The 19,244-nt window shown below is 65.6% G+C and carries 34 protein-coding genes; 29 read left to right on the forward strand and 5 right to left on the reverse strand.

From position 1 onward, the window contains the following. The first annotated feature begins 76 nt into the window (after positions 1-76). Positions 77-733, forward strand: coding sequence for an RpiB/LacA/LacB family sugar-phosphate isomerase (locus NUG21_RS00370; protein ID WP_263391968.1), 657 nt, complete (start codon positions 77-79; stop codon positions 731-733). A 76-nt stretch (positions 734-809) separates the two neighbouring features. Here NUG21_RS00370 and NUG21_RS00375 read toward each other — a convergent pair whose 3' ends face one another. Further along, positions 810-1,328 (reverse strand): hypothetical protein, encoded by a 519-nt coding sequence (locus NUG21_RS00375; RefSeq protein ID WP_263391969.1) that lies wholly within the window; start codon positions 1,326-1,328, stop codon positions 810-812. 534 nt (positions 1,329-1,862) lie between these two features. Between NUG21_RS00375 and NUG21_RS00380 the strand changes: the two genes are divergently transcribed. The 3 genes from NUG21_RS00380 to NUG21_RS00390 are packed head-to-tail and all read left to right on the forward strand — an operon-like array spanning position 1,863 to position 3,585. Continuing rightward, the gene (locus NUG21_RS00380; protein ID WP_019796362.1) at positions 1,863-2,537 is read left to right on the forward strand and encodes a CsgG/HfaB family protein; all 675 of its coding nucleotides are present in this window, start codon (positions 1,863-1,865) and stop codon (positions 2,535-2,537) included. A gap of 20 nt (positions 2,538-2,557) precedes the next feature. Then, positions 2,558-2,929, forward strand: coding sequence for a DUF4810 domain-containing protein (locus NUG21_RS00385; RefSeq protein ID WP_242082497.1), 372 nt, complete (start codon positions 2,558-2,560; stop codon positions 2,927-2,929). Further along, positions 2,926-3,585, forward strand: coding sequence for a DUF799 domain-containing protein (locus NUG21_RS00390; protein ID WP_019796364.1), 660 nt, complete (start codon positions 2,926-2,928; stop codon positions 3,583-3,585). Before NUG21_RS00385 ends, NUG21_RS00390 begins: the two co-directional genes overlap by 4 nt. A gap of 55 nt (positions 3,586-3,640) precedes the next feature. Here the strand turns inward: NUG21_RS00390 and phhA are convergent, their stop codons facing one another. Beyond that, entirely contained in the window at positions 3,641-4,531 is an 891-nt protein-coding gene (gene phhA / locus NUG21_RS00395) for a phenylalanine 4-monooxygenase (RefSeq protein ID WP_263391970.1), read from the reverse strand. A 126-nt stretch (positions 4,532-4,657) separates the two neighbouring features. Here phhA and NUG21_RS00400 point away from each other — a divergent pair, with 126 nt between their 5' ends. Then, positions 4,658-5,137 carry an Lrp/AsnC family transcriptional regulator gene (locus tag NUG21_RS00400; RefSeq protein WP_184502778.1) on the forward strand — a complete coding sequence of 160 codons (480 nt, stop codon included), beginning with the start codon at positions 4,658-4,660 and terminating at the stop codon, positions 5,135-5,137. Positions 5,138-5,372: 235 nt separating this feature from the next. On the opposite strand, the gene NUG21_RS00405 is transcribed toward NUG21_RS00400, so the two are convergent. Both NUG21_RS00405 and NUG21_RS00410 read right to left on the reverse strand, forming a co-directional pair. Then, positions 5,373-5,735, reverse strand: a complete 363-nt coding sequence (locus NUG21_RS00405) for a hypothetical protein (RefSeq protein WP_263391971.1) — start codon at positions 5,733-5,735, stop codon at positions 5,373-5,375. Continuing rightward, entirely contained in the window at positions 5,686-6,189 is a 504-nt protein-coding gene (locus tag NUG21_RS00410; RefSeq protein ID WP_263391972.1) for a helix-turn-helix domain-containing protein, read from the reverse strand. Before NUG21_RS00410 ends, NUG21_RS00405 begins: the two co-directional genes overlap by 50 nt. A gap of 223 nt (positions 6,190-6,412) precedes the next feature. On the opposite strand from NUG21_RS00410, the gene NUG21_RS00415 reads away from it, so the two are divergent. The 14 genes from NUG21_RS00415 (at position 6,413) to NUG21_RS00480 (ending at position 14,130) form a co-directional block, all read left to right on the forward strand. Next, the gene (locus NUG21_RS00415; RefSeq protein ID WP_263391973.1) at positions 6,413-6,757 is read left to right on the forward strand and encodes a helix-turn-helix domain-containing protein; all 345 of its coding nucleotides are present in this window, start codon (positions 6,413-6,415) and stop codon (positions 6,755-6,757) included. Positions 6,758-6,938: 181 nt separating this feature from the next. Next, positions 6,939-7,391: a hypothetical protein gene (locus NUG21_RS00420; protein ID WP_263391974.1), complete on the forward strand. Its 453-nt coding sequence runs from the start codon at positions 6,939-6,941 to the stop codon at positions 7,389-7,391. After that, on the forward strand, positions 7,391-9,397 hold the full coding sequence (locus NUG21_RS00425) for a transposase domain-containing protein (protein ID WP_263391975.1): 2,007 nt from the start codon (positions 7,391-7,393) through the stop codon (positions 9,395-9,397). Before NUG21_RS00420 ends, NUG21_RS00425 begins: the two co-directional genes overlap by 1 nt. Next, entirely contained in the window at positions 9,394-10,623 is a 1,230-nt protein-coding gene (locus NUG21_RS00430; RefSeq protein ID WP_263391976.1) for an AAA family ATPase, read from the forward strand. The genes NUG21_RS00425 and NUG21_RS00430 overlap by 4 nt, the downstream gene beginning before the upstream one ends. Continuing rightward, positions 10,623-10,847 (forward strand): hypothetical protein, encoded by a 225-nt coding sequence (locus NUG21_RS00435; protein WP_019795992.1) that lies wholly within the window; start codon positions 10,623-10,625, stop codon positions 10,845-10,847. The genes NUG21_RS00430 and NUG21_RS00435 overlap by 1 nt, the downstream gene beginning before the upstream one ends. 70 nt (positions 10,848-10,917) lie before the next feature. After that, a complete protein-coding gene (locus NUG21_RS00440) occupies positions 10,918-11,136 on the forward strand; it encodes a hypothetical protein (protein ID WP_019795991.1) in 219 nt (72 codons plus the stop codon). Further along, positions 11,123-11,416 carry a Kil protein family gene (locus tag NUG21_RS00445; RefSeq protein ID WP_263391977.1) on the forward strand — a complete coding sequence of 98 codons (294 nt, stop codon included), beginning with the start codon at positions 11,123-11,125 and terminating at the stop codon, positions 11,414-11,416. Before NUG21_RS00440 ends, NUG21_RS00445 begins: the two co-directional genes overlap by 14 nt. Further along, positions 11,413-11,964, forward strand: a complete 552-nt coding sequence (locus NUG21_RS00450; RefSeq protein ID WP_263391978.1) for a helix-turn-helix transcriptional regulator — start codon at positions 11,413-11,415, stop codon at positions 11,962-11,964. The genes NUG21_RS00445 and NUG21_RS00450 overlap by 4 nt, the downstream gene beginning before the upstream one ends. 55 nt (positions 11,965-12,019) lie before the next feature. Further along, positions 12,020-12,628, forward strand: coding sequence for a DUF3164 family protein (locus tag NUG21_RS00455; RefSeq protein ID WP_019795988.1), 609 nt, complete (start codon positions 12,020-12,022; stop codon positions 12,626-12,628). A gap of 1 nt (position 12,629) precedes the next feature. Then, positions 12,630-12,881, forward strand: a complete 252-nt coding sequence (locus NUG21_RS00460) for a hypothetical protein (protein ID WP_263391979.1) — start codon at positions 12,630-12,632, stop codon at positions 12,879-12,881. A gap of 20 nt (positions 12,882-12,901) precedes the next feature. Continuing rightward, positions 12,902-13,225, forward strand: a complete 324-nt coding sequence (locus NUG21_RS00465; RefSeq protein ID WP_019795986.1) for a hypothetical protein — start codon at positions 12,902-12,904, stop codon at positions 13,223-13,225. Continuing rightward, the gene (locus tag NUG21_RS00470) at positions 13,212-13,445 is read left to right on the forward strand and encodes a hypothetical protein (RefSeq protein WP_263391980.1); all 234 of its coding nucleotides are present in this window, start codon (positions 13,212-13,214) and stop codon (positions 13,443-13,445) included. Before NUG21_RS00465 ends, NUG21_RS00470 begins: the two co-directional genes overlap by 14 nt. A 32-nt stretch (positions 13,446-13,477) precedes the next feature. After that, complete coding sequence (locus NUG21_RS00475) at positions 13,478-13,861, forward strand: gp16 family protein (RefSeq protein ID WP_019795984.1); 384 nt, start codon at positions 13,478-13,480, stop codon at positions 13,859-13,861. After that, positions 13,861-14,130 (forward strand): hypothetical protein, encoded by a 270-nt coding sequence (locus NUG21_RS00480; protein ID WP_263391981.1) that lies wholly within the window; start codon positions 13,861-13,863, stop codon positions 14,128-14,130. Before NUG21_RS00475 ends, NUG21_RS00480 begins: the two co-directional genes overlap by 1 nt. Positions 14,131-14,165: 35 nt before the next feature. On the opposite strand, the gene NUG21_RS00485 is transcribed toward NUG21_RS00480, so the two are convergent. Then, the gene (locus NUG21_RS00485; RefSeq protein ID WP_263391982.1) at positions 14,166-14,729 is read right to left on the reverse strand and encodes a hypothetical protein; all 564 of its coding nucleotides are present in this window, start codon (positions 14,727-14,729) and stop codon (positions 14,166-14,168) included. Between the two features lie 5 nt (positions 14,730-14,734). Here NUG21_RS00485 and NUG21_RS00490 point away from each other — a divergent pair, with 5 nt between their 5' ends. The 10 genes from NUG21_RS00490 to NUG21_RS00535 all read left to right on the forward strand — a co-directional run bounded on the left by NUG21_RS00490 (position 14,735) and on the right by NUG21_RS00535 (position 19,235). After that, complete coding sequence (locus tag NUG21_RS00490) at positions 14,735-15,328, forward strand: HI_1489 N-terminal domain-containing protein (protein WP_263391983.1); 594 nt, start codon at positions 14,735-14,737, stop codon at positions 15,326-15,328. Then, positions 15,325-15,750 (forward strand): Mor transcription activator family protein, encoded by a 426-nt coding sequence (locus tag NUG21_RS00495; RefSeq protein ID WP_263391984.1) that lies wholly within the window; start codon positions 15,325-15,327, stop codon positions 15,748-15,750. The genes NUG21_RS00490 and NUG21_RS00495 overlap by 4 nt, the downstream gene beginning before the upstream one ends. A gap of 215 nt (positions 15,751-15,965) precedes the next feature. Next, positions 15,966-16,283 (forward strand): putative holin, encoded by a 318-nt coding sequence (locus NUG21_RS00500; RefSeq protein WP_263391985.1) that lies wholly within the window; start codon positions 15,966-15,968, stop codon positions 16,281-16,283. Continuing rightward, on the forward strand, positions 16,280-17,002 hold the full coding sequence (locus tag NUG21_RS00505; RefSeq protein WP_019796463.1) for a transglycosylase SLT domain-containing protein: 723 nt from the start codon (positions 16,280-16,282) through the stop codon (positions 17,000-17,002). Before NUG21_RS00500 ends, NUG21_RS00505 begins: the two co-directional genes overlap by 4 nt. Continuing rightward, positions 16,993-17,682: a hypothetical protein gene (locus NUG21_RS00510; protein ID WP_263391986.1), complete on the forward strand. Its 690-nt coding sequence runs from the start codon at positions 16,993-16,995 to the stop codon at positions 17,680-17,682. The genes NUG21_RS00505 and NUG21_RS00510 overlap by 10 nt, the downstream gene beginning before the upstream one ends. Continuing rightward, positions 17,679-17,891 (forward strand): hypothetical protein, encoded by a 213-nt coding sequence (locus tag NUG21_RS00515; protein WP_019796461.1) that lies wholly within the window; start codon positions 17,679-17,681, stop codon positions 17,889-17,891. Before NUG21_RS00510 ends, NUG21_RS00515 begins: the two co-directional genes overlap by 4 nt. Before the next feature lie 112 nt (positions 17,892-18,003). Next, a complete protein-coding gene (locus NUG21_RS00520; RefSeq protein WP_263393139.1) occupies positions 18,004-18,108 on the forward strand; it encodes a TraR/DksA C4-type zinc finger protein in 105 nt (34 codons plus the stop codon). Next, positions 18,105-18,365: a hypothetical protein gene (locus NUG21_RS00525; protein WP_019796459.1), complete on the forward strand. Its 261-nt coding sequence runs from the start codon at positions 18,105-18,107 to the stop codon at positions 18,363-18,365. The genes NUG21_RS00520 and NUG21_RS00525 overlap by 4 nt, the downstream gene beginning before the upstream one ends. Further along, complete coding sequence (locus NUG21_RS00530) at positions 18,362-18,667, forward strand: VpaChn25_0724 family phage protein (RefSeq protein WP_019796458.1); 306 nt, start codon at positions 18,362-18,364, stop codon at positions 18,665-18,667. Before NUG21_RS00525 ends, NUG21_RS00530 begins: the two co-directional genes overlap by 4 nt. A 4-nt stretch (positions 18,668-18,671) precedes the next feature. Beyond that, complete coding sequence (locus NUG21_RS00535; RefSeq protein WP_019796457.1) at positions 18,672-19,235, forward strand: phage protein Gp27 family protein; 564 nt, start codon at positions 18,672-18,674, stop codon at positions 19,233-19,235. Positions 19,236-19,244: the final 9 nt, after the last annotated feature.

The raw sequence follows: 19,244 nt of genomic DNA on the forward strand, positions 1-19,244 counted from the left end.
GAGGGTGCGACCACCGCCGACCCCTCTCATCCCAACCAGATCTATCCCACCACCCAATCCCTACCAAAGGACCCCCATGAAAATCGCCCTAATGAACGAGTTCAGCCAGGCCGCCAAGAACCCGGTGATCCTGCAGCAGCTCAACGACGTCGCCGCCGCGCAGGGCCACAGCGTGTTCAACGTCGGCATGGACGGCGACGCCGACCACCGCCTGACCTACATCCACCTGGGCATCTGCGCCGGCCTGCTGCTCAATGCCGGCGCGGTGGATTTCGTGGTCGCCGGCTGCGGTACCGGCCAGGGCGCGATGATGTCGCTCAACGCGCACCCGGGCGTGTTCTGCGGCTACTGCATCGAGCCCACCGACGCCTACCTGTTCGCCCAGGTCAACAACGGCAACGCGCTGGCACTGGCCTTCGCCAAGGGCTACGGCTGGGGCGCGGAGATCAACGTGCGCTATATCTTCGAGAAGGCCTTCAGCGGCGAGCGCGGCATGGGCTACCCGGCCGAGCGCCGCGAATCGCAGCAGGCCAACGCCGGCATCCTGACCCAGGTCAAGCAGGCCCTGGCCAAGTCCTACCTGGACGGCCTGCGCGCGCTGGACCCGGACCTGGTCAAGCAGGCCGTGGGCGGCCCGCGCTTCCAACAGTGCTTCTTCGACAATGCCCAGGATGCCGAGTTGCGCACCTTCGTCGCCGGCCTGCTGGGGAAGGCCGAGGCGGCTGCGGCGTAAGGTCCCCCAGACACCCGGGCGGGCGCGCCCGGTCGCTCGCCAAACGCCCCGCACTGCGGGGCGTTTGCTTGCGGACCTACTGCACCAGCAGCAGGCCTTCCGCCAGCGGATAGTTCCGCTCCGGGCAGGCGACATGCATGCTGTCCACCACGTAGAACGTCTGGCCCAGCTTCTGCTCGGTGTGCACGAGGTAGGTCAGCGTGCCGCGCGGCGCGTACAGCTTGGCGAGGATGCCGTGGCCGACCAGCAAGCGCTTCAGGTCCTTGGCGAAGTTGTTGGCGATGGAGTTGGTCTGGCTCTGCGCGCCGACCTGGCACGCCATCAGCACGATCTCCTCGAACGACTCCTTGCCCAGCCCCTTGGCCAGCAGCTGCTGCAGGAACGCCTCCGGCGTCAGCCCAGCGAAGACGTTGACGTTGCCGTGCGAATTGATCACCAGGCGCTTGCCGCGCGTCTTGTTGCTGGGCGACAGCGACGTCGCGTCGAGCAGGGTCAGGGCATGGGACTGGGTTTCGCCGAAGTGGGACTGCAGGGCCTTCAGCTTGGCGCCGCGCTGATCCGCCTGATCGCCGTCCAGACCGACATAGATGAGCATGAGGATTCTCCCGACGCACAGGACCGCCAACACGCGTTGGACGGGAGCGTCCGGGAATCCGGGTGGCCGCGTCGTGGCGCACCGATGTCGCTCGCTGCGCAGCGTAGGTTCGGCATGCGTGGCGTGGGATCGGCGCATTGCCGATTTGCTGACGTGTACCGGCGGATCTGTGCCGCAACGCAGTCTTGTCGCAGCCGCCAGCCGCAGCATTCCCGACGGGCAGTACGGCGGCGGGGACGCGCTGGGCAATCGCGACGCGCCGGCAAAAAATGCCTAAAGTTTCAGCTGACGCCGCCGATACCCTTCACCTAGCTGGGTCCCGCTGCGTTGCGGGGCGACATGGATTTTTCTTTCCCTGCCCTGCGCAGGATGGTCATGGAGCGACATCAATCTTCCGCTGTGCCTTTCCTCCCGCTCGCCGATCGCATGCATCGCGTGTTACGCACGCGACGTGCATGCATGTCGCATGCGGCGGGCAAGGACAGAGCTGCCGGCAATTCTTCTTTTCGTAGCTGTATCAACAAGGGGTAGTCAATGAAGGACAGTGTGATCAAGGGGGCCGTGGGGCTGGCGCTTGTGTTGGGCTTGGCGGCTTGCGCGACCGAGACCCATCAGAGCGTCAAACCGCAGACCGTGGCGGCGGCCAGCGTGCCTTACGCCGGCGCGCGCGCGCCGATCGCGGTCGGCAAGTTCGACAATCGCTCGTCCTTCATGCGCGGCCTGTTTTCCGATGGCGCGGACCGTCTGGGCAGCCAGGCCAAGACCATCCTGATCACCCATCTGCAACAGACCAATCGCTTCCGCGTGCTGGATCGCGACAACATGGGCGAGATCAAGCAGGAAGCGCAGATCAAGGGGCAGGCACAGCAGCTCAAGGGCGCCGACTATGTCATTACCGGCGACGTGACCGAGTTCGGTCGCAAGGAGACCGGCGATACGCAGCTGTTCGGCATTCTCGGTCGCGGCAAGCAGCAGCAGGCCTATGCGAAGGTCAGCCTGAACGTGGTCGATAGCGCGACGTCCGAAGTGGTGTATTCGGTGCAGGGCGGCGGCGAGTACACGTTGTCCAACCGTGAGATCGTCGGTTTCGGCGGGACTTCCAGCTACGACTCCACGCTCAACGGCAAAGTCCTGGATCTGGCCATCCGAGAGGCCGTCAACAATCTCACCGCCGCAGTCGACGCCGGTGCATGGAAGCCGGTCAAGTGACCCGCAACGGATCCTCGCACATGAACACCATCAACGTCCGCAAGCGGGCCTGGCTCGGCGCCTGCGCCATGCTCGCGCTGGTCGGCTGCGCCCACCAGAGCGCATCGCTCTACCAGTGGGGCAGCTATCAGGACCAGGTCTACAGCCACTTCAAGGGCGGTAGCCCGGAGCAGCAGATCCAGGCGCTGGAAAAGGACCTGCAGGTGATGCAGGCCGCCAACCGCAGGCCGCCGCCCGGGCTGCAGGCGCACCTGGGGATGCTGTATGCCGAAACCGGCAACGATGCCAAAGCGCAGCAGCAACTCCTTGCCGAGAAGGCGCAGTACCCCGAGTCCGCCACGTACATCGATCTGCTGTTGAAGAACAGCAGCAACGCGAGGAGCGCGCAATGAAGAACATCGCAAGAATGGCCTGCGTGGCTGCGCTCGGTCTGCTGCTGAGCGCCTGTGCGACACAGCCGATGTCGCGCGATTACAGCGCGTACAAGGCCAGCAAGCCACGGTCGATCCTGATTCTGCCGCCGGTCAGTCATGCCCCGGATGTCAGCGCCAGCCTGAGCGTGCTGTCTGTGACCACGCTGCCGTTGGCCGAAGCCGGCTACTACGTGATGCCGGTGGCGCCGGTCTATGAGACCTTCAAGCAGAACGGCATCACGGTGGCCGATGAGGCGCAGGCGGTCTCGCCGGAGAAGTTGCGCGAGATCTTCGGGGCGGACGCCGGGCTGTATATCACCGTGGAGAAGTACGGCGCCGTGTATCAGGTCATCAACAGCGTGGTGGTGGTCTCAGCCAACGCCAAGCTGGTGGATCTGCGCACCGGTACGGTGCTGTGGCAGGGTCAGGCGCAGGCGTCGAGCGGCGAAAATCAGAACAACGCCGGTGGCGGCCTGCTGGGTATATTGGTGACGGCTGCGATCAATCAGGTCGTCAACCAGGTCACCGACCAGGGGCATCAGATCGGCAACGTGGCCAGTCAGCGTCTGCTGTCCGCCGGCCACCCTGGCGGTCTGCTGTACGGGCCCTACAACCCGAAGTACGGCACCGACTGACCTTGCTTCACGCCCCGTCTCCGTCAGGTTCGGCGGAGACGGGCATTGCCGCCCCTCACACGTCGCCGCCGTCCGCCCAGCCTTCGCCGCTGCCGGCATGGAACACGCGGTCCTGCGGCTGCACCTGGCCGGCGGGCAGGTGCGCCTGGTCGGCCAGCCCCGCATAGATCGGGGTGAAGTCCGGCGAGGTCGCCTGCATCAGTTGTTCGAAGCTGTCGATGACGAAGTAGGTCTTCTGGTAGGTGTCGATACGGTAGCGGGTGCGCATGATCCGCTGCAGGTCGAAGCCGAGGCGGTTGGGCGCGTCCGATTCCAACGAGTACAGCGATTCGCCCTTGGACGAGACGATGCCGGCACCGTAGATGCGCAGGCCGTCCGGGGTATCGATCAGGCCGAATTCCACCGTGTACCAGTACAGCCGGGTCAGGTTCTGCAGCGCGTCCGGGCCGATCGCATGCGCCTTCACTCCGCCGCGGCCATAGGCCTGCATGTAGTCGGCAAACAGCGGGTTCATCAGCAGCGGCACGTGGCCGAACAGGTCGTGGAACAGGTCCGGCTCGGCGATGTAGTCGATCTGCTCGGGACGGCGGATCCACCAGGTCACCGGGAAGCGGCGGTTGGCCAGGTGGTCGAAGAAGTCCAGCTCCGGCAGCAGCCCTTCCACGCCGACCAGGGTCCAGCCGGTGGTGGCCTGCAGCACGGCGTTGAGTTCGTCGAAGCGCGGGATCGCCTGCGAACCCATGCCCATCGCGTCCTGCGCCTGCAGGAACTCGTCGCAGGCGCGGCCGACCAGCAGCTCGCGCTGGCGCGTGTACAGCGTGCCCCAGGTGGCGTGGTCGTCGGCGCTGTAGCTGTCCCACGGCTGGGTCACCACGGCGGTGGTGTAGACCGGCACGTAACCCTTGTCGGTCTGCTGGTGTTCGACGCGGCGCGGTGCGGTGTCCATGGTCGACGCTCCGGAACGGGATGCCACGATGGTAGGCGCGCCGCCGCGCAATGGGCTTGCGAAGTTGCACGGATCCTGGCGCCGCGCGCAAGATTGTTGCGTAGACGCCATGTTGCAGAGCAATAAATGACCGGATCGCCGACCTTCGACCGCACCGACCTGCGCCTGCTCGCCCTGCTGCAGCGGCAGGGCCGCGCCAGCAATGCCGAGCTGGCCGCGCAGGTGAACCTGTCGCCCTCGGCCTGCCTGCGCCGTGTACAGCGGCTGGAGGCCGAGGGCGTGGTGGCCGGCTACGCCGCGCGGCTGGTGCCGGCGGCGATCGGCCTGGGCCTGCAGGCCTTCGTCCGCGTGCAGCTGGAGAAGCACGGCCAGAGCGGCATCGCCCATTTCGCCGACAGCGTGCAGGGCTGGGACGAAGTGGTCGCGTGCCATGCGCTGACCGGCGACATGGACTACCTGCTGCACGTCTACGTCCGCGATCTGGCGCACTTCTCCGCGTTTCTGCTGGACAAGTTGCTCAACGCCGCCGGCGTCGCCGACGTCAATTCCAGCTTCGTGCTGCGCACGGTCAAGGACTTCGCCGGCCTGCCGCTGCCGCGCGGCTAGTGGCCCGACGTTGGCGTTGTGGGGGGACACCTGGTTTGAGAAACCGGGACAAGGCGGAAAAAAACGGGACAAAACGGCACGAAACCTAGTGATGGCGAGGCTTTTGGCGCCACGCGGCCACCGCTGCTGAGCTGCGGCTTAGGTTTGCGAAATCGGCGCCAGACTGGCGAGAGAGACACTTGAAATGCAAAACGCCGCCCCAGAGGGAGCGGCGTTCTATGGGCGTTTGAAGGCCCTACCAGGCCGGCGGAGCATCGGGCGCCCCCGCCCCGCTGTGCAGGCAGTCCTCCAGCCGCAACATGTGGTCTCGCAGCGCCTGCAGCGCGTCGTCGGAGAGGGACGGCAGACTAGGCGCGTGGTTGCGGTCGAGAAACCTGGCGACCTCCTGGCCCCAGCCGTGGTAAGTCGCGAGCCGGGTGATCTCTCGGATGGCTCGCGCCCTGGGTGACTGCTCCAGAGGCGCGAGTTGCACGTTGAGGTCATACCAGGCAAAAGCCTTGTCCTGCAACGCTTTCGGCTGCCCGTCGCCTCTGTTGTGAGGAGTGATCTCAGCCAGTAGCTGCTCGACTTGCCCGACCCAGTTTCGATTCACCGACATCTACCTCGTCTCCCTTTTGAAGTGCTTGTCCGGCGCGCTCGCCAAACCGAAGCACCTCGGCCACCGGAAGCCCCTGGGTGATGCCGTCGTAGATCAGCCTGACGAGCCGCGCGTAGCGTGGGCGCGGTAGGTAGCCGTCGCCCAACACCTTGTCTGCCAACTCAAGCGCGATCGTGAGCGCCTCGTCGCTCACGGCCTGAGACTGATAGGCAGCCCGCTCCTCATGGACGGCGCCGCCCATGTACCGCAAGGGTTCCAGCCCCTCTTGCTTCTCCCCAAACAGCAGCCAGTGAAGGTCAAATCCGCGGTCCCAGATCGCCTCAAGCGTGCGCAGATCAGGCTCCCGCCGACCTTGCTCGTAGGTTTGGTAGGTCTTTAGGGGGACACCCAGCGCTTCGGCAAACGCCCTTTGGCTCATTGAGCCACGAATGTGGGTGAGGCGATCTCCAATCATGCCTAGATCTGCGTGTCGCACTTCGAACCCTCCAACTGCGACGCGAAGTGCGACGCGCACTGTGCTGCGTCGCACTTTTGTAAGTCGCTAATTTTAAAAGTAAAAGCCAGAAAACTACGTCCGCGCCTCGGTCGCCCGAAGTGCGACGCACTTTTGGGCTTGACTTAAGCACGAATGTGCCTAATATCTGCCGCATAGACACCGCCAACGGATATCCCGAAACGTGACGGCACTAACGGCAGCAAAAAAAACCAGCCTCAAGGACTGGCACCCGGCCGAAATCGGGGCTGCTCTGCGCATGAAAGGGATCTCCCTGCGCCAGCTCAGCATCCTCAACGGCTACAACAATCCGAACAGCCTCGCGAAGGCGCTGCACCGGCCTTACCCGCTGGCAGAAGCCATCATCGCGGAAGCGCTGGGTGTCAGCGCCCCGGAGATCTGGCCCACCCGCTACGGGAAGGACGGGAAGCCCAACCGCAAACGCGGTCAGAAAGCGTTGCTGCCCGCTGGCGCCAAGCCTAGCAGGCTGCGCCTGGTCCGCAATCCGCAAAACGGGGCCGCGCAATGAACAGCGCCTCCCTCTATACGCCTGGCTCTGGCAAATGGGCGGGGATCAGCCGGCGGTGCCCCGCGAATCGACACGCGAAAACACCGGCAGCCGGGGAGCGGGTCTTCCACGTCGTGGACGCTGACGGGCGCACCTCCGCCCGCGGGACCCGGCACGCGGCCGTAGGTGGGGGCGTCGGGGCATGAAGCGCAAAGCTCGCCCCGACGCCCTCACCGGCGACATGTTCGCTGTGCCGCGGCCTGCCGCCCAGATTCCCGGCAGCATGGACTATCGGCAACCGGTCAGCCTACTGGTCGGCGACATGCTGAAGGACGCGCACGCCGCCGGCCTCGACCGGTTCGAGGTGGCTGCCCGCGCCAGTCGCCTGACTGGACACGACGTGTCGAAGGCCATGCTGGACGGCTACACGGCCGAGAGCCGTGACGCCTTCAACTGCCCGTTGTGGCTGGCGCCGGTTCTGGAAGTGGTCTGCAGCAGCACGCGCCTGGCCGAATGGCACGGCAGCGTCGTGGGCGGCCAGTTGCTGCTGGGCGCTGCGACGCTGGACGCTGAAATCGGACGCCTGGAGCGTGAGCGCCAGCTCGCGTGCGAGCAGATCAAGGCCCTCAAGAGCTTGAGCCGGAGGGTGCGCTGATGGCAGACGGCAGCCGCTCCCCCGACGCGATGGATCTGAACGCCATTGCCAGCGCCCTGGGGATCACCAAGCGCTCGGCCGAGCGCCGCGCGACAAAGGAGAACTGGCCGTTCGAGTCCCGCGCTGCCCGCGGTGGCGCGAAACGCTACTACATGGCCCGGTCGCTGCCGGCCGACGTGCAGGCAGCGCTGTTTCTGCGCGCCGGCGCTGCAGTGCCTGCCGATGCGGAAATTGAACGTGTGCGACGCCGCAACACCGCGGCCGCCACCTCGGCCGCGCAGATCCAGTCGGCGTGGCAGCGCTACGAGGCCGTTCCGCAACATCTGAAGGACGAAGCCGCACGCCGCTTGCGCGCCCTGCAGGCGGTTGAGCAACTCGTCGCGGACGGCCGGCCGGTGATGGACGCGCGCGCACTGATCGCGGCGCAACTGCAACGAGAGAACATGCGCGGCGTCAGCACGGCCAGCCTCGGTCGCTGGGCAGCGCAGGTCGCCGGCGTCGAGAAACAGCACCGTCTCGCGATGCTGGTGCCGGCGTATACCGGCCGCACCGCAACGACCGAGATCCCGGCGGAAGCCTGGGACCTATTCAAGGTCGATTATCTCCGCGTGGAAGCGCCGACCGCAGCGAAGTGCTACGAACGCCTCCAGCGCATCGCGCGCGTCAAGGGCTGGTCGATCCCTTCGCTGAAGACATTCCAACGACGCATCCAGGCGGAACTACCGCGGGGTGTGTTGATCCTGGCCCGCCTTGGCCAGGAAGCGTTCGACCGCACGTTCCCGGCGCAGGAGCGGGACCGCACGGTGTTCCACGCGCTGGAGGCGGTCAACAGCGACGGCCACAAGTTCGACGTGTTCGTGCGCTGGCCAGACGGAACAGTCGCGCGGCCGATCATGGTCGGCGTCCAGGATCTCTACAGCGGCAAGCTGCTCGGCTGGCGGGTTGCAGAGACCGAGTCCGCCGACCTTGCGCGCTTCGCGTTCCGGGACGTGATCGAGCGATACGGCATCCCGGCCAAAGTGTGGCTCGACAATGGCCGTGGCTTCGCGTCCAAGCTCCTGACCGGCGGCACCGCCAATCGCTTCCGCTTCAAGGTGCGCGAAGACGATCCTACCGGCCTATTGACCGGCATGGGCTGTGAGATCCACTGGGCGACGCCGTACCACGGCCAGGCCAAGCCGATCGAGCGCGCCTGGCGCGACCTGTGCGAGTCCGTGGCCAAGCACCCCGCGTTTGCCGGCGCATACACCGGCAACAAGCCCGACGCGAAGCCCGAGAACTACGGCAGCAAAGCCATCGCGCTGGACGAATTCGTGCGCGTGCTCAACGAAGAGATCGCCGCACACAACAACCGCCTCGGCCGCCGCACGCGAGCCGCGAATGGCCGCAGTTTCAACGAGACGTTCGACGCGAGCTATGCGTTCTCCACCATCCGCAAGGCATCGGCGGAGCAACTGCGGCAGATGCTGCTAGCCACCGAGGTCGTGACGAGCGACAGTCGCGACGGCGCCGTGCGCCTCGCCGGCAACCGCTACTGGTCTGAGGCGATCGCAGCGCACGCCGGGCAGAAGCTGATGCTGCGCTTCGATCCGGAACGCCTGCATGCCGAGGTGCAGGTTTACAACCTCGCCAACGTGTACATCGGTGCGGCCGACTGCATCGCGGCCGTGGGCTTCGCTGACACCCAAGCTGCGCGCGATCACGCGCGGGCGAAAAAGCAGTATCGCCGCGCCACCAAACAGCAACTCGATGCCGAAAGGCGCATGGACATCGCCAGCCTGGCTGCGCAGTTGCCCTCGCCGATGCCCGAGAACCTGCCAGCGGCCGGTGTGGTCGCGCCCATCTTCGGCCGGCGCGCTCCGGCACCGCAGCCGGAGCACGTCGACGTGCCGCTGCAACGCACTGGGACCAATGACCATGAGGGAGCGTTCGCCTCCCTCATGGAGCGGATGGCGGCACAGCAACAGTCGTCCGCGCTTTGGCACGTCGCGGAGGACGAAGCATGACGCCGACGAACAGCGGCAGCGCCTGGCTGCGCCGCCGCGAGCGCCTCGCCAACGCCCGCTCAGAAACGACCTGTCCGATGCGCTACCGAACCGACGTGCGCGTCCGCAGTGGTCTTGATCAGCGCAAGAACCCTGGGCCGCCGATTCCCGGTAGCGCCCTGAAAGCCAGGCGTGCGCGCCTGGCGAAGCTGCGGCACGCGCCGCTCCGCCCAGTTGCTCCGATTGCTCCAAACCAGCCCAAGGAACGCCCGTCAATGAACGTCACAGCCCTGCCCAACATGACCAACGACCTCTCGCCGGAGCAACTGGCCGACCTGCGTGAGCGCATCCGAGTCGTGGCGCAGGATGATCCGACCTATTCCCAGGCGCGCATCGCACGCGAGGCCGATGTCAGCGGCGCGACGCTGTCGCAGTTCCTGGGCGGAACCTATGCCGGCAGCGTGCAGAACGTGGCCCGCAAGTTGCAGACCTGGCTGCAGGCGCTGGACGATCGCAAGACGGCTGGCAAGCTGCCGGAGGGTCCGGAGTGGGTTCCGACTCCCACCAGCGAGAAGATCCTCGCCGGCCTGCGCTATGCGCAGATGGCCAACGACTTGGTGCTGATCATCGGCGGCGCCGGCCTGGGCAAGTCGAAAACGATCCAGCGCTACGGGAAGATCGCGCCGAACGTCTGGCACGTCGAGCTGACGCCGGCCACCGGCAGCGTGATGAGCTGCCTGCAGGAGATCGCCATCGCCCTGGGCCTGCGCGACCTGACCAACTCCGCGGCATACCTGCAACGCGCGATCTTCACCCGGGTCCGCGGCACTGGCGGTGTGCTGGTTCTGGACGAAGCACAGCACCTGACGGTCCAAGCACTCGACCAGGTGCGTGCGATTAATGACCAAGCCGGCATCGGCCTTGTGCTCTGCGGCAACGAGCGGGTGTACACCCAGATGGCCGGCGGCAACCGCGCGCCCTTCCTGGATCGCCTGCACAGCCGTATCGGCAAGAAGATCCTGCTCAAGCGGGCGACCACTGGGGATGCGGACGCGATCATCGCCGCCTGGGGAATCGAGGATTCGCCTTGCAAGGAGGCGATCCGAAAGATTGCGTCGACCTCGGGTGCGCTGCGCGTGCTGAACAAGGTGCTGCGCCTTGCCGCCACGTATGCGCAGGCCAACAATCGCCGCATCGGCTGCGACGAGATCAAACACGCAGCCATCGAGCTGGGGGTGCTGGGCTGATGCGTAAGTCCAACATTCCGACGATCACGGCAGATCTGATCACAGCCACGGCGCTGATCGGTGGCCTGCGCACGGCCACGTTGCCGACGCGCTGCCGGGTGGTGCAATCTATCGCGGACCACGGCAAAGCCGTGGACGAACTGACGGTCGGCGAGCTGCTGCAGCTTGCCAAGGAAGCTCAGTCTCACGAAGGCCGCAAGGATGCGCAGACCCATGCTCGCTAAGCCCCGCGCGCCGCGTGGCCACGCTCCCGCAGGCTATAGGCCGCAGGGGCAGACCGCTACCACTGTCCCCATGTCCACGCTGCGGCAGCGCCGGGAGATCCAGCGGCTGCTCAAGCACCGTGGCCTGCCCACCCGCTACGTCACCGACGAGCACGCGGACGCGTTGGCATCCGCTGGCGTCGCGGCCAAGTACGGCGACCTGATCGACCAGGCGCTGCGCGCGGTCAGCTATCGCACTGCTCAGCGGCTCATCAACGCACTGCAGGAGCAACGTCATGCACAGGCTTGATCCGGTTTGCGCGCGCTTCAATGAGCATTTGAAGGCCGCGATGGCTGCGGTGTACGCGCTTTCCGAGCGCAAGGTGCAGCCGCGTCAGATCCGCTTGGACGACAACCGGCCGGTTGTGGTCATCGACCCGCCGCGCGATGCGTGGATCCAGGGCGCAATGCGCCGGCGCGAAAGCACGGCGCTGACCAGGCGACACGTGATGGTCGCGCCGTTCCAGGGCGTGCTCCTGGAATGGGAAGTCAACGAAGCCCGCAATCCGCCCTCGGTGGTCATCGCATGAACCATCCATTCCAACCCCTGGGCTTCGGCCTGCACGGCGTGCAGGTGACCCGATCGACGCACGAGGTAGACATGGCAGCGGAGACACCGAGGGAGAAGATCCTGGCAGTGCTGGATGAAGCCGGTGGCATGGCCACCGCGGCCCAGATACGCGAAGAGACGCCCGACCTGAGCAAACCGCAACGATGGAACACCCTCAGCGCGCTGAGCAAGGAGGGCGTCATCACGGCGGAAGGAAGTCCCGCGAACCGCTTGTACAGCTTGGTCCGGCCTGGCAACGCTACTGCCGATATCCCAGCGACAGGTGCGGCACCGGCGCCGGCGCGTGCGTCCTCGGATGAAGTTCGAGCACCGGCAGTCACGGCCCCAGCACCGCCCCAGCCGCGCGACACCTTCGCGCTACGCGCTCGCCTGGATTGCATCGCCGATGACCTGCAGGAAGCTCTAGAAGATGCCTGCCGTGGAAAGCTCACGCATGACCTGCTCGCGCATCTGGTCGCTGCCGCGGGTGCCGTGCGCGGCGCGTGCAAAGCCCTCCCTCCCGCCTGAGCGCCTCCGGTCGACGCGGCGGCAAACGCGCGGCCTTCAACAGAGAGACCGAGATATGACAGCCATTCCCGAAGGTTACGTGCAAGACGCGCAGGGCCGCCTCATCCCACTGGCGCACGTCAAGCCGATCGACCTGGCGCGCGACGAACTCGTCCGCGAGATCGTCCAGAAGGCCAAATCCCTCAACCGCGCGATCGCCGAGTTCAAAGCCGGCACGTTCGGCGACATCGAAGCATTCATTCAGCTCAGTGCCGAGCAGTACCGAGTGCGCCTGGGCGGGAAGAAAGGCAACGTGCAGCTTCTGAGCATTGACGGGCGCTACAAAGTCCTGCGCGCCATCCAGGAAAGCATCGCTTTTGACGAGCGGCTTCAAGCGGCCAAGTCCCTCATCGACGCTTGTCTGACTGAGTGGACCGAGGGGGCGCGCAGCGAACTGCGCGCATTGATCAACGACGCATTCCGGGTCGACCAGGCCGGCAATATCCGCACCGGACAAGTGCTCTCACTGCGGCGGCTTGCGATCGACGATCCGCGTTGGCAGCAAGCCATGTGCGCGATCGCCGAAGCCGTGCAAGTCGTCGGCTCGAAGAGCTACGTCCGCGTCTACGAGCGCGACGCGGATGGACAGTACCGGCCAATCGCTCTCGACATCGCGGGAGCCTGACATGGGGAGTTTCACCGCAATGGATCTGTGGACCGCAATGCCGCTTGTACTGATGGCGCTGGTGATCGTCGTGGTGCTGGTGGACTCGATTTTCTTCAGGAAGGAAACCGCCGACGTGGTGAAGAGCTTCGCGGACCTGAAGGACGCGCATGCCTACTTCTACGAGCAGGACGCCGCTGGCTATGACTGCTGGCTGCGCAAGAAAAAAGGGCTTTGGCAGGTGCGTTGCTACCTGCGCCGGCCTGGTGGCTGACCAACACAACGGAGACTGACATGAACCAGGAACTCGACAGCACGAAACAAACCCGCAGCAACTCCACCGTCGACATCGCTGATCTCGCCCAGGCGATCGCCGATGACACCGTCCGTGCTGAGGTGGAGCTTTACGCCCGCCAGCATTGGATCGACGGCGTCGTGTACTACGACTCGGCGCAGATCGTGGAGCCGGGACCGGACGCCGAGCGGGACCTGGCCCAGGTCCAGCGAGCGCTCAGGTACATCGAAGCCCGAGGCGACATCTGGCCGTGGCACCTCAAGCGCCACATCGACAACCCGGCGCTGATCCACTTCGAGGAGTCGGCACATGGCAATCACTGACGCTGGCACCGCGCTGCAGATCAACACGCTGCTTTGTTGGCTGCTTCCGTCGGCGAACCTGGGCGCGCCCATCCCCCGCGCCGCGGCTATGAGTGCGGCTCAGGAACTAGCCGCGAAGGCGCACCGCCAGTTGCGCGCCGGTCCTGGAGGCACGCGGGTTCGAGAGTCCGTCGCGATTGATGAATGGCGCTTCGATCTGATCGACGGCGGAGGCCATTGACAGTGAGTCGCGCCGCAGATCCCAACCGTCGCGTGCAGATCGCGAAGATCAAGATGGCCCAGAAGCACCTGGGCCTAGATGAGGACACATACCGCGCTCTGCTGGTACGCATCACTGGCTGCCAATCTTCGGCCGCCATGACGCCGCAGCAGCGCGACCAGGTGCTAGCCGAAATGGCACGGCAGGGATGGACAGGTAACACAGCTAGCGCATGGCCAGGTCGGCCCAAGAACACCGACAAGGTACCGATGTTGCGCAAAGTCGAGGCGCTACTGGCAGATGCTAAGCGGCCCTGGGACTACGCACACGCCACCGCGAATCAGATGTTCGGTGTAGATCGCCTCGAGTTTCTGACCGACGAGCAACTGCACCGGCTTCTGGCGGCGCTGCAGATCGACGCCAACAGGAGAAAGTGATGGCTGCAAAACCGAAGAACGGCCCAATGTGCATAGTGTCGATCGGCTACCAGCACCCGCTCATGCCGGCGGCTGACGGCATGAAGGTTGTCAGCTTGCTCGCGGGAGCTGTTGATGTCGATCACGACCCGGATAATTACCAGCGGTACGTGGTCAATGAGCCGGTTCGCGTTCGCTTCGAGACAGTACCCGCGAGCCACGTCAGGCTGAAGCCGGAGCCGGCAAGTGACCCGCGTCGCCCTCTGCTGCTCGAGGGGCGACGCGGGTGAAGATGCAAGCGTCGAACGCAGCGCCTTGGTGGTGGCTAAAGGCTCTGGATATAGTTTTCCAACGCGCCAGAAATTCTTTCGTAGTCGTCCCCTGCGCGTCTCGCGACTTCTTCGGGAGTTCGATCATTCGCCGTTCCGCCCATGTATACGGCAAGGTGGCGCAAAACCCCGCCAATTTCCTGGAGCATCAACGCACCGGCAGGGGTGGCGCCGATGGACGCATACACGAGGGTTATGCCTTTCTCACACTGGGTCACGTGGTAAGCGCACGCGGTAAGTTGGTCGTTCAACCCTTCGGCGCCCGGGAGCAGCGCCGTGTGCTCGACGGAGTACAAGGTCAGAAGCACGTTCTCGAACAGCTTGCGAACACTACGCTCAGTGGACTCGGCCTTTCGGCGCCGTTCGGCTTCGACTCGCTCTCGCTCGCGCTCCACAAGCTCAATGGCCTGGCGATGCTGTCGCTTTCCAATGTAAACCGCAGCAAAGATGGCCCCAATGGAGCCGAACGCCTGCACCCATGCCGCTGTCGCATTCCAGTCAATCACGCAAGATCCCATGTCGCCCCCGATGCCTTTAAGACCCAGATGATAGGGGGTCACAGTTAATGCGTGCCACCTGTCCAGAATGCGGCGCTCAAGCGCATATCGGCACCTTCTTCGCTGAAGATGATGGCAAGCGGCTGGCCATGACGGTTGCGGGCATGCCGGCAGAACTGGGACGCGCCACCATCGCCTATCTCGGTTTGTTCAAGCCGCCGAAGACCGCCCTACGTCTGTCCCGGGCCGCAAAGATCGCTGCGGAAGTCGCGGACCTGGTCGCCACCGGAAGTGTTTGCAGGGACGAGCGCGCGGGCGTGCGACGCCCCGCTTCCGCTGGCCTGTGGACTCTAGGGATTGAGCAGATGCTGGCGCAGCGGGCATCGCTGAGCCTGCCGTTGGAATCCCATGGCTATCTTCGCGCTGTCGTCTTCGGCCTCGCCGATAAGGCCGATGCCGCGCAGGAACGCCAGCGCGAGGCTGGTGCGCGTGCTGGTCAGCACCTGCAGGTCGGCACGGCAGTCACTGCCCCGCCGCAGGAGACGCCGCTGGAGCGGCAGCTCGCGTGGATCGCGCGCATGCAGGAAATGGAACAGTTCGACCAAGTACAGGCCGACGCAGAGCGCGTGAAGGCGCGCGAGAAGTACGGGAGCAACCAATGAGCGACCAGCCCGACATGTGGGGTACGCCGACCGGCCTGGCAGCGATCGAGCTGATCGAGCGAGGCAACGTCGACGTGCCAGAGGATCGCTGGGCGCCAATGCTGGCAGCCATGGTGGCCGTACTGGAGGCGACGTACCGGCGACTGGGTTTGGGCGATGCCCAGTCCGCAAAGCTCGCAACGGCTGGCGTGCTTGCCCAGGCCGAGTACGCCGGCGGCCGCATGCTGTATCTTCCCCGAGGCGATCGACTGCGGAAAGCACTACGGGATGCGGAGATCTATCACCGCGCACGCCGCGGCAACATCCAGCAACTTGCTGCCGAGTACGGCCTGACCGACATCCACATCTATCGAATCTGCCGAGAGCAGAAAGAGCTGTACGTGTCGAAGGTGCAAGGACGCTTCAACTTCGGCGACTCATAGTCGGCTCGCCGCCGCTCGCTTTGCCAGCAGCCCCGCCAGTGCTCGGGGCTTTCTTTTTGCGCCATTAGCAAGGGTTAGTCCACCTCGATCGGCGCGCGCGCGCAATGTGTGCGCACCGGGGGGAGTGCCGGCCCATGGTGGGCCAGCACGCAGAACCGCCCCGGATACGCCGGCACCGACGATCTCGGTGCCGGCGCCACATGCCAGGAGCGCGTATGTCGCCCAATCCGTTCGTCCGCGCCGTCGCGTCGATCAGCTCGCTGCTCGACCGCATCGGCTACATCTGGCTCTGGCTGATCGTCAGCCTGCTGCTGCTCGTCATCGTTGCTGCAATCAACCCCGTGCTTCTGGCCAGCTACATCTGGGCCGCGAGCAAGATCACGATGGCAGCCACCATTGGCTTCGGGGTCGATCTGACGGTATTCCGAGGTGCTGACCCGCGCAACCTGGAGGGTATCGAGAAGTCCATGGCACAGACGCGCCGGGTGACTTTGCTGGGCTGCGCGATGCTCGCTGCGGGGCTGATCGGATGAAGCGCTGGAGGGCGTTCTGGACCCGCCATCATGGCGACTGGCGCGAGGCAACTGCTCTAGTTGCCTTGTCGCTGTTTGCCTTGATTGCGTTGGCAGCCGCGATGCTCAGCAACCCGGCACTCGCCGCTACGCCGGGGCAAGCGAAGTCAGCAATTCGCGTGTCGCCGGCTTCCGCGCTGTACCGGCACCGCGTCGAGCAGGCCGTTGCGCGAGCTTGGGGTGTCGAAGGCTCCAGCGCCCGTCTGGCCGCTCAGCTCCACCAAGAGTCGGGCTTCCGAGCCAATGCGCGCTCGCCGGTCGGCGCACAGGGCATCGCGCAATTTATGCCAGTGACGGCCCGCTGGATCGCCACGGTCTACCCGAAGGACCTGGCAAACTTCGACCCCTGGAACGCACAGCAGGCGATCCTGGCCGCGGCACTTTACGACCGCTGGCTGCTCGACCGCGTGGCCGTGTATGGAGGGCGCCCGCCGTCCGAGTGCAGCCGCTGGGCGTTCGTCCTACGCGCGTACAACGGCGGCGAGACCATGCTCAACCGCGAGCGGACGCTGGCAGCGAGGGCGGGCGCAAATGCGAACGACTGGCGTGCTGTGGAGCCGTATCGAGCGCGCGCAACGTGGGCGCACAAGGAGAACGTGCACTACCCGCAGCGCATCTTGCTGCAGCTTGAGCCTGCATATCTCGCCGCCGGCTGGCCGGGAGTGGCGGCATGCGCCTGAAGCTCGAAGACCTCAAGCGCGCTAGCACCGGCAGCCCACTGGCCGGCCTGCTGCCGGTACTGGGCTGGCTCCTCGTAGTGGTGCTTGTGGTCGCGTTGATCGGTGGCATGTGGGCGGGCAATCGCTGGGCGGAGGGACAACACGCGATCAAGGATCGCGCCGAGCTGACGACGTACATCCGTCAGATGCGGATCGAGGTCAAGCAACTACGCCAGATGAGCGCAGACGACGCCGTCAATTACCGCCAAGCCATCGCGCGCCTCAACGACATCGCGAAAGAGAGAGAGATCGACAATGAAATCAACCGCAAGCAGGCGGCAGCCGTCCGCGCGAGCCTGGACGAACTACTGCGTCGCCGCCCTGATCTGCGTGACGGTCGCGCTGGGGATGACGTCTTGCGCCACTGGCGCGAGAGTAACGCCCGGCCCACCGCCAAGCCCGCCGCCGCCGACGATCCAGCCAAGCCTGCGCCAGCAGTGCCCGGACCTGCCGCTGCCGCCGGACGATCTGTGGGGGACGCTGCTGGGCAACCACGACCTGGTCACGGCGCAGTATCACGACTGCCAAAGCAAGCAGTACCGACTGACACAAGCGGTCGACGAGTGGGAAGCGACCGCGTGGGCGTGGTACTGCAAGGCGCTGGAGCGGGCCGACCTGGATCCGAAGGGGTGCAACGGTGAAGCGAAAGCCCGGGGCAACGGAGGCCGAGTTGATCCGCCTGCGAAATGACTACGAATCCCGCGCCCAGTTGTGCCACGAACAGGCCAAGAAGCTGAGCGGCGATCGCGCGGCAGCGTTGCGTGGCCAGGCGCGCGCCTACGAAGGCTGCGCGTCGGACATCAACGATCTGGCCCTCGGTCGGGAGCACCCCAGTGCACGACGCGGCTGACAAGGCGAGCGATGACGAAGCGCGCGCGTGGGAGCTATTCGACGCTGAGCGTCGTGAGCGTGACCAACGGCACGCGCTCGAGCGCGCCAGGGTCTTCGGTCGCGCCGTGCTGATGCACTGCCTGGAGTGCGGCGACGAGGTCCCCGAAGCGCGGCAGCTCGCGCTGCCGCACACCCGGCGCTGCGTGCGGTGCGCCTCGGAGGTAGAGCGCAGATGAGCGACTTCGTGATTCCGCTGCTGGTCGTGGTCGCAGTGCTGGCCGCCGGCAACCTACTGCTCGGCATGGTCATGTGGTGGCGGCACTCCGGCCTGGCCGAGCGAGTCGCTCGGCTGGAGATCTACCAGCAGGCCAACCTGACCCACGCCGAGACCCGCCAGATCTACGAACGCCTGTCCTCGATCGAGGGCCAAGTGCAAGCCACCAACCGCGTCATGCAAACGGTCCAAGAACACCTGTTGGAGAACGATCGATGACCCAGAAAACTTTCGCCGAGCGCCTGCGGGAAGACCGGCGGCTGGTGCTGCTGCGGCTGCTGTCGGAGCAAGTCGGCTACCGCGCGAACTCCAGCATCCTGCATGCTGGGCTGGACTACCTTGCGGTGGCCAGCAGCCGCGACGATGTCCTGACCGATCTGTCCTGGCTCAAAGACCAGGCGCTGCTGCGCCTGATCGAGACCGTGCCGGGCGTGCAGGTCGCGGAGCTGACCAATCGCGGCATGGACGTGGCGCGCGGTATGGCGGTTGTGCCCGGCGTCAGCCGCCCCAGCCCGAAGTAATCAGATGGCACGGCGTCGCGCGAAGTCGAGCATCACCCGGCTCCCACCTGAGCAGAAGGCGCACGTTGAGCGCCTGCTGCGCGAGGGGCGACTGACGCTGGACGAGATGATCGCCGAGCTGCAAGCCGCATTCCCTGGCACACCGGCCGCGGAGGTCTCGCGCTCGGCGCTGCACCGCTACGAGCGCGGCTTCTCCGAGCTGACCGCACGCATGCGCGAAATCGACCAGGCCGCGCAGGCGCTGGTCGGCGAGCTAGGCGATGGAATCGGGGAAAAGTCCGGTGCGCTGCTGGCGCAGGCCGTGACGACGCTGGCGACGGACGCGGCGTTGAAGATGCAGAGCCAGGAAGAGGTCAGCGTGGACGAGATCCGCAAGCTGGCCCGCGCAGCGAAGGATGCGATCGACACCCAGCGCGTCGGCGTCAACGTTCGCCGCGCGATCGCCGCCGAGGCGCGTGAGCAGTTGCTGCGCGAGCAGGCCGCGAACTTGGACAAGGTCGTCAAGACTGGCGGCCTCTCCGAGGAGACCGCCGCGGATCTGCGCAAGAAGATCCTGGGGATCGGCTGATGGTACTGG

The organism is Xanthomonas sp. CFBP 8445 (assembly GCF_025666235.1).
In the GTDB taxonomy this organism is placed as follows: domain Bacteria; phylum Pseudomonadota; class Gammaproteobacteria; order Xanthomonadales; family Xanthomonadaceae; genus Xanthomonas_A; species Xanthomonas_A indica.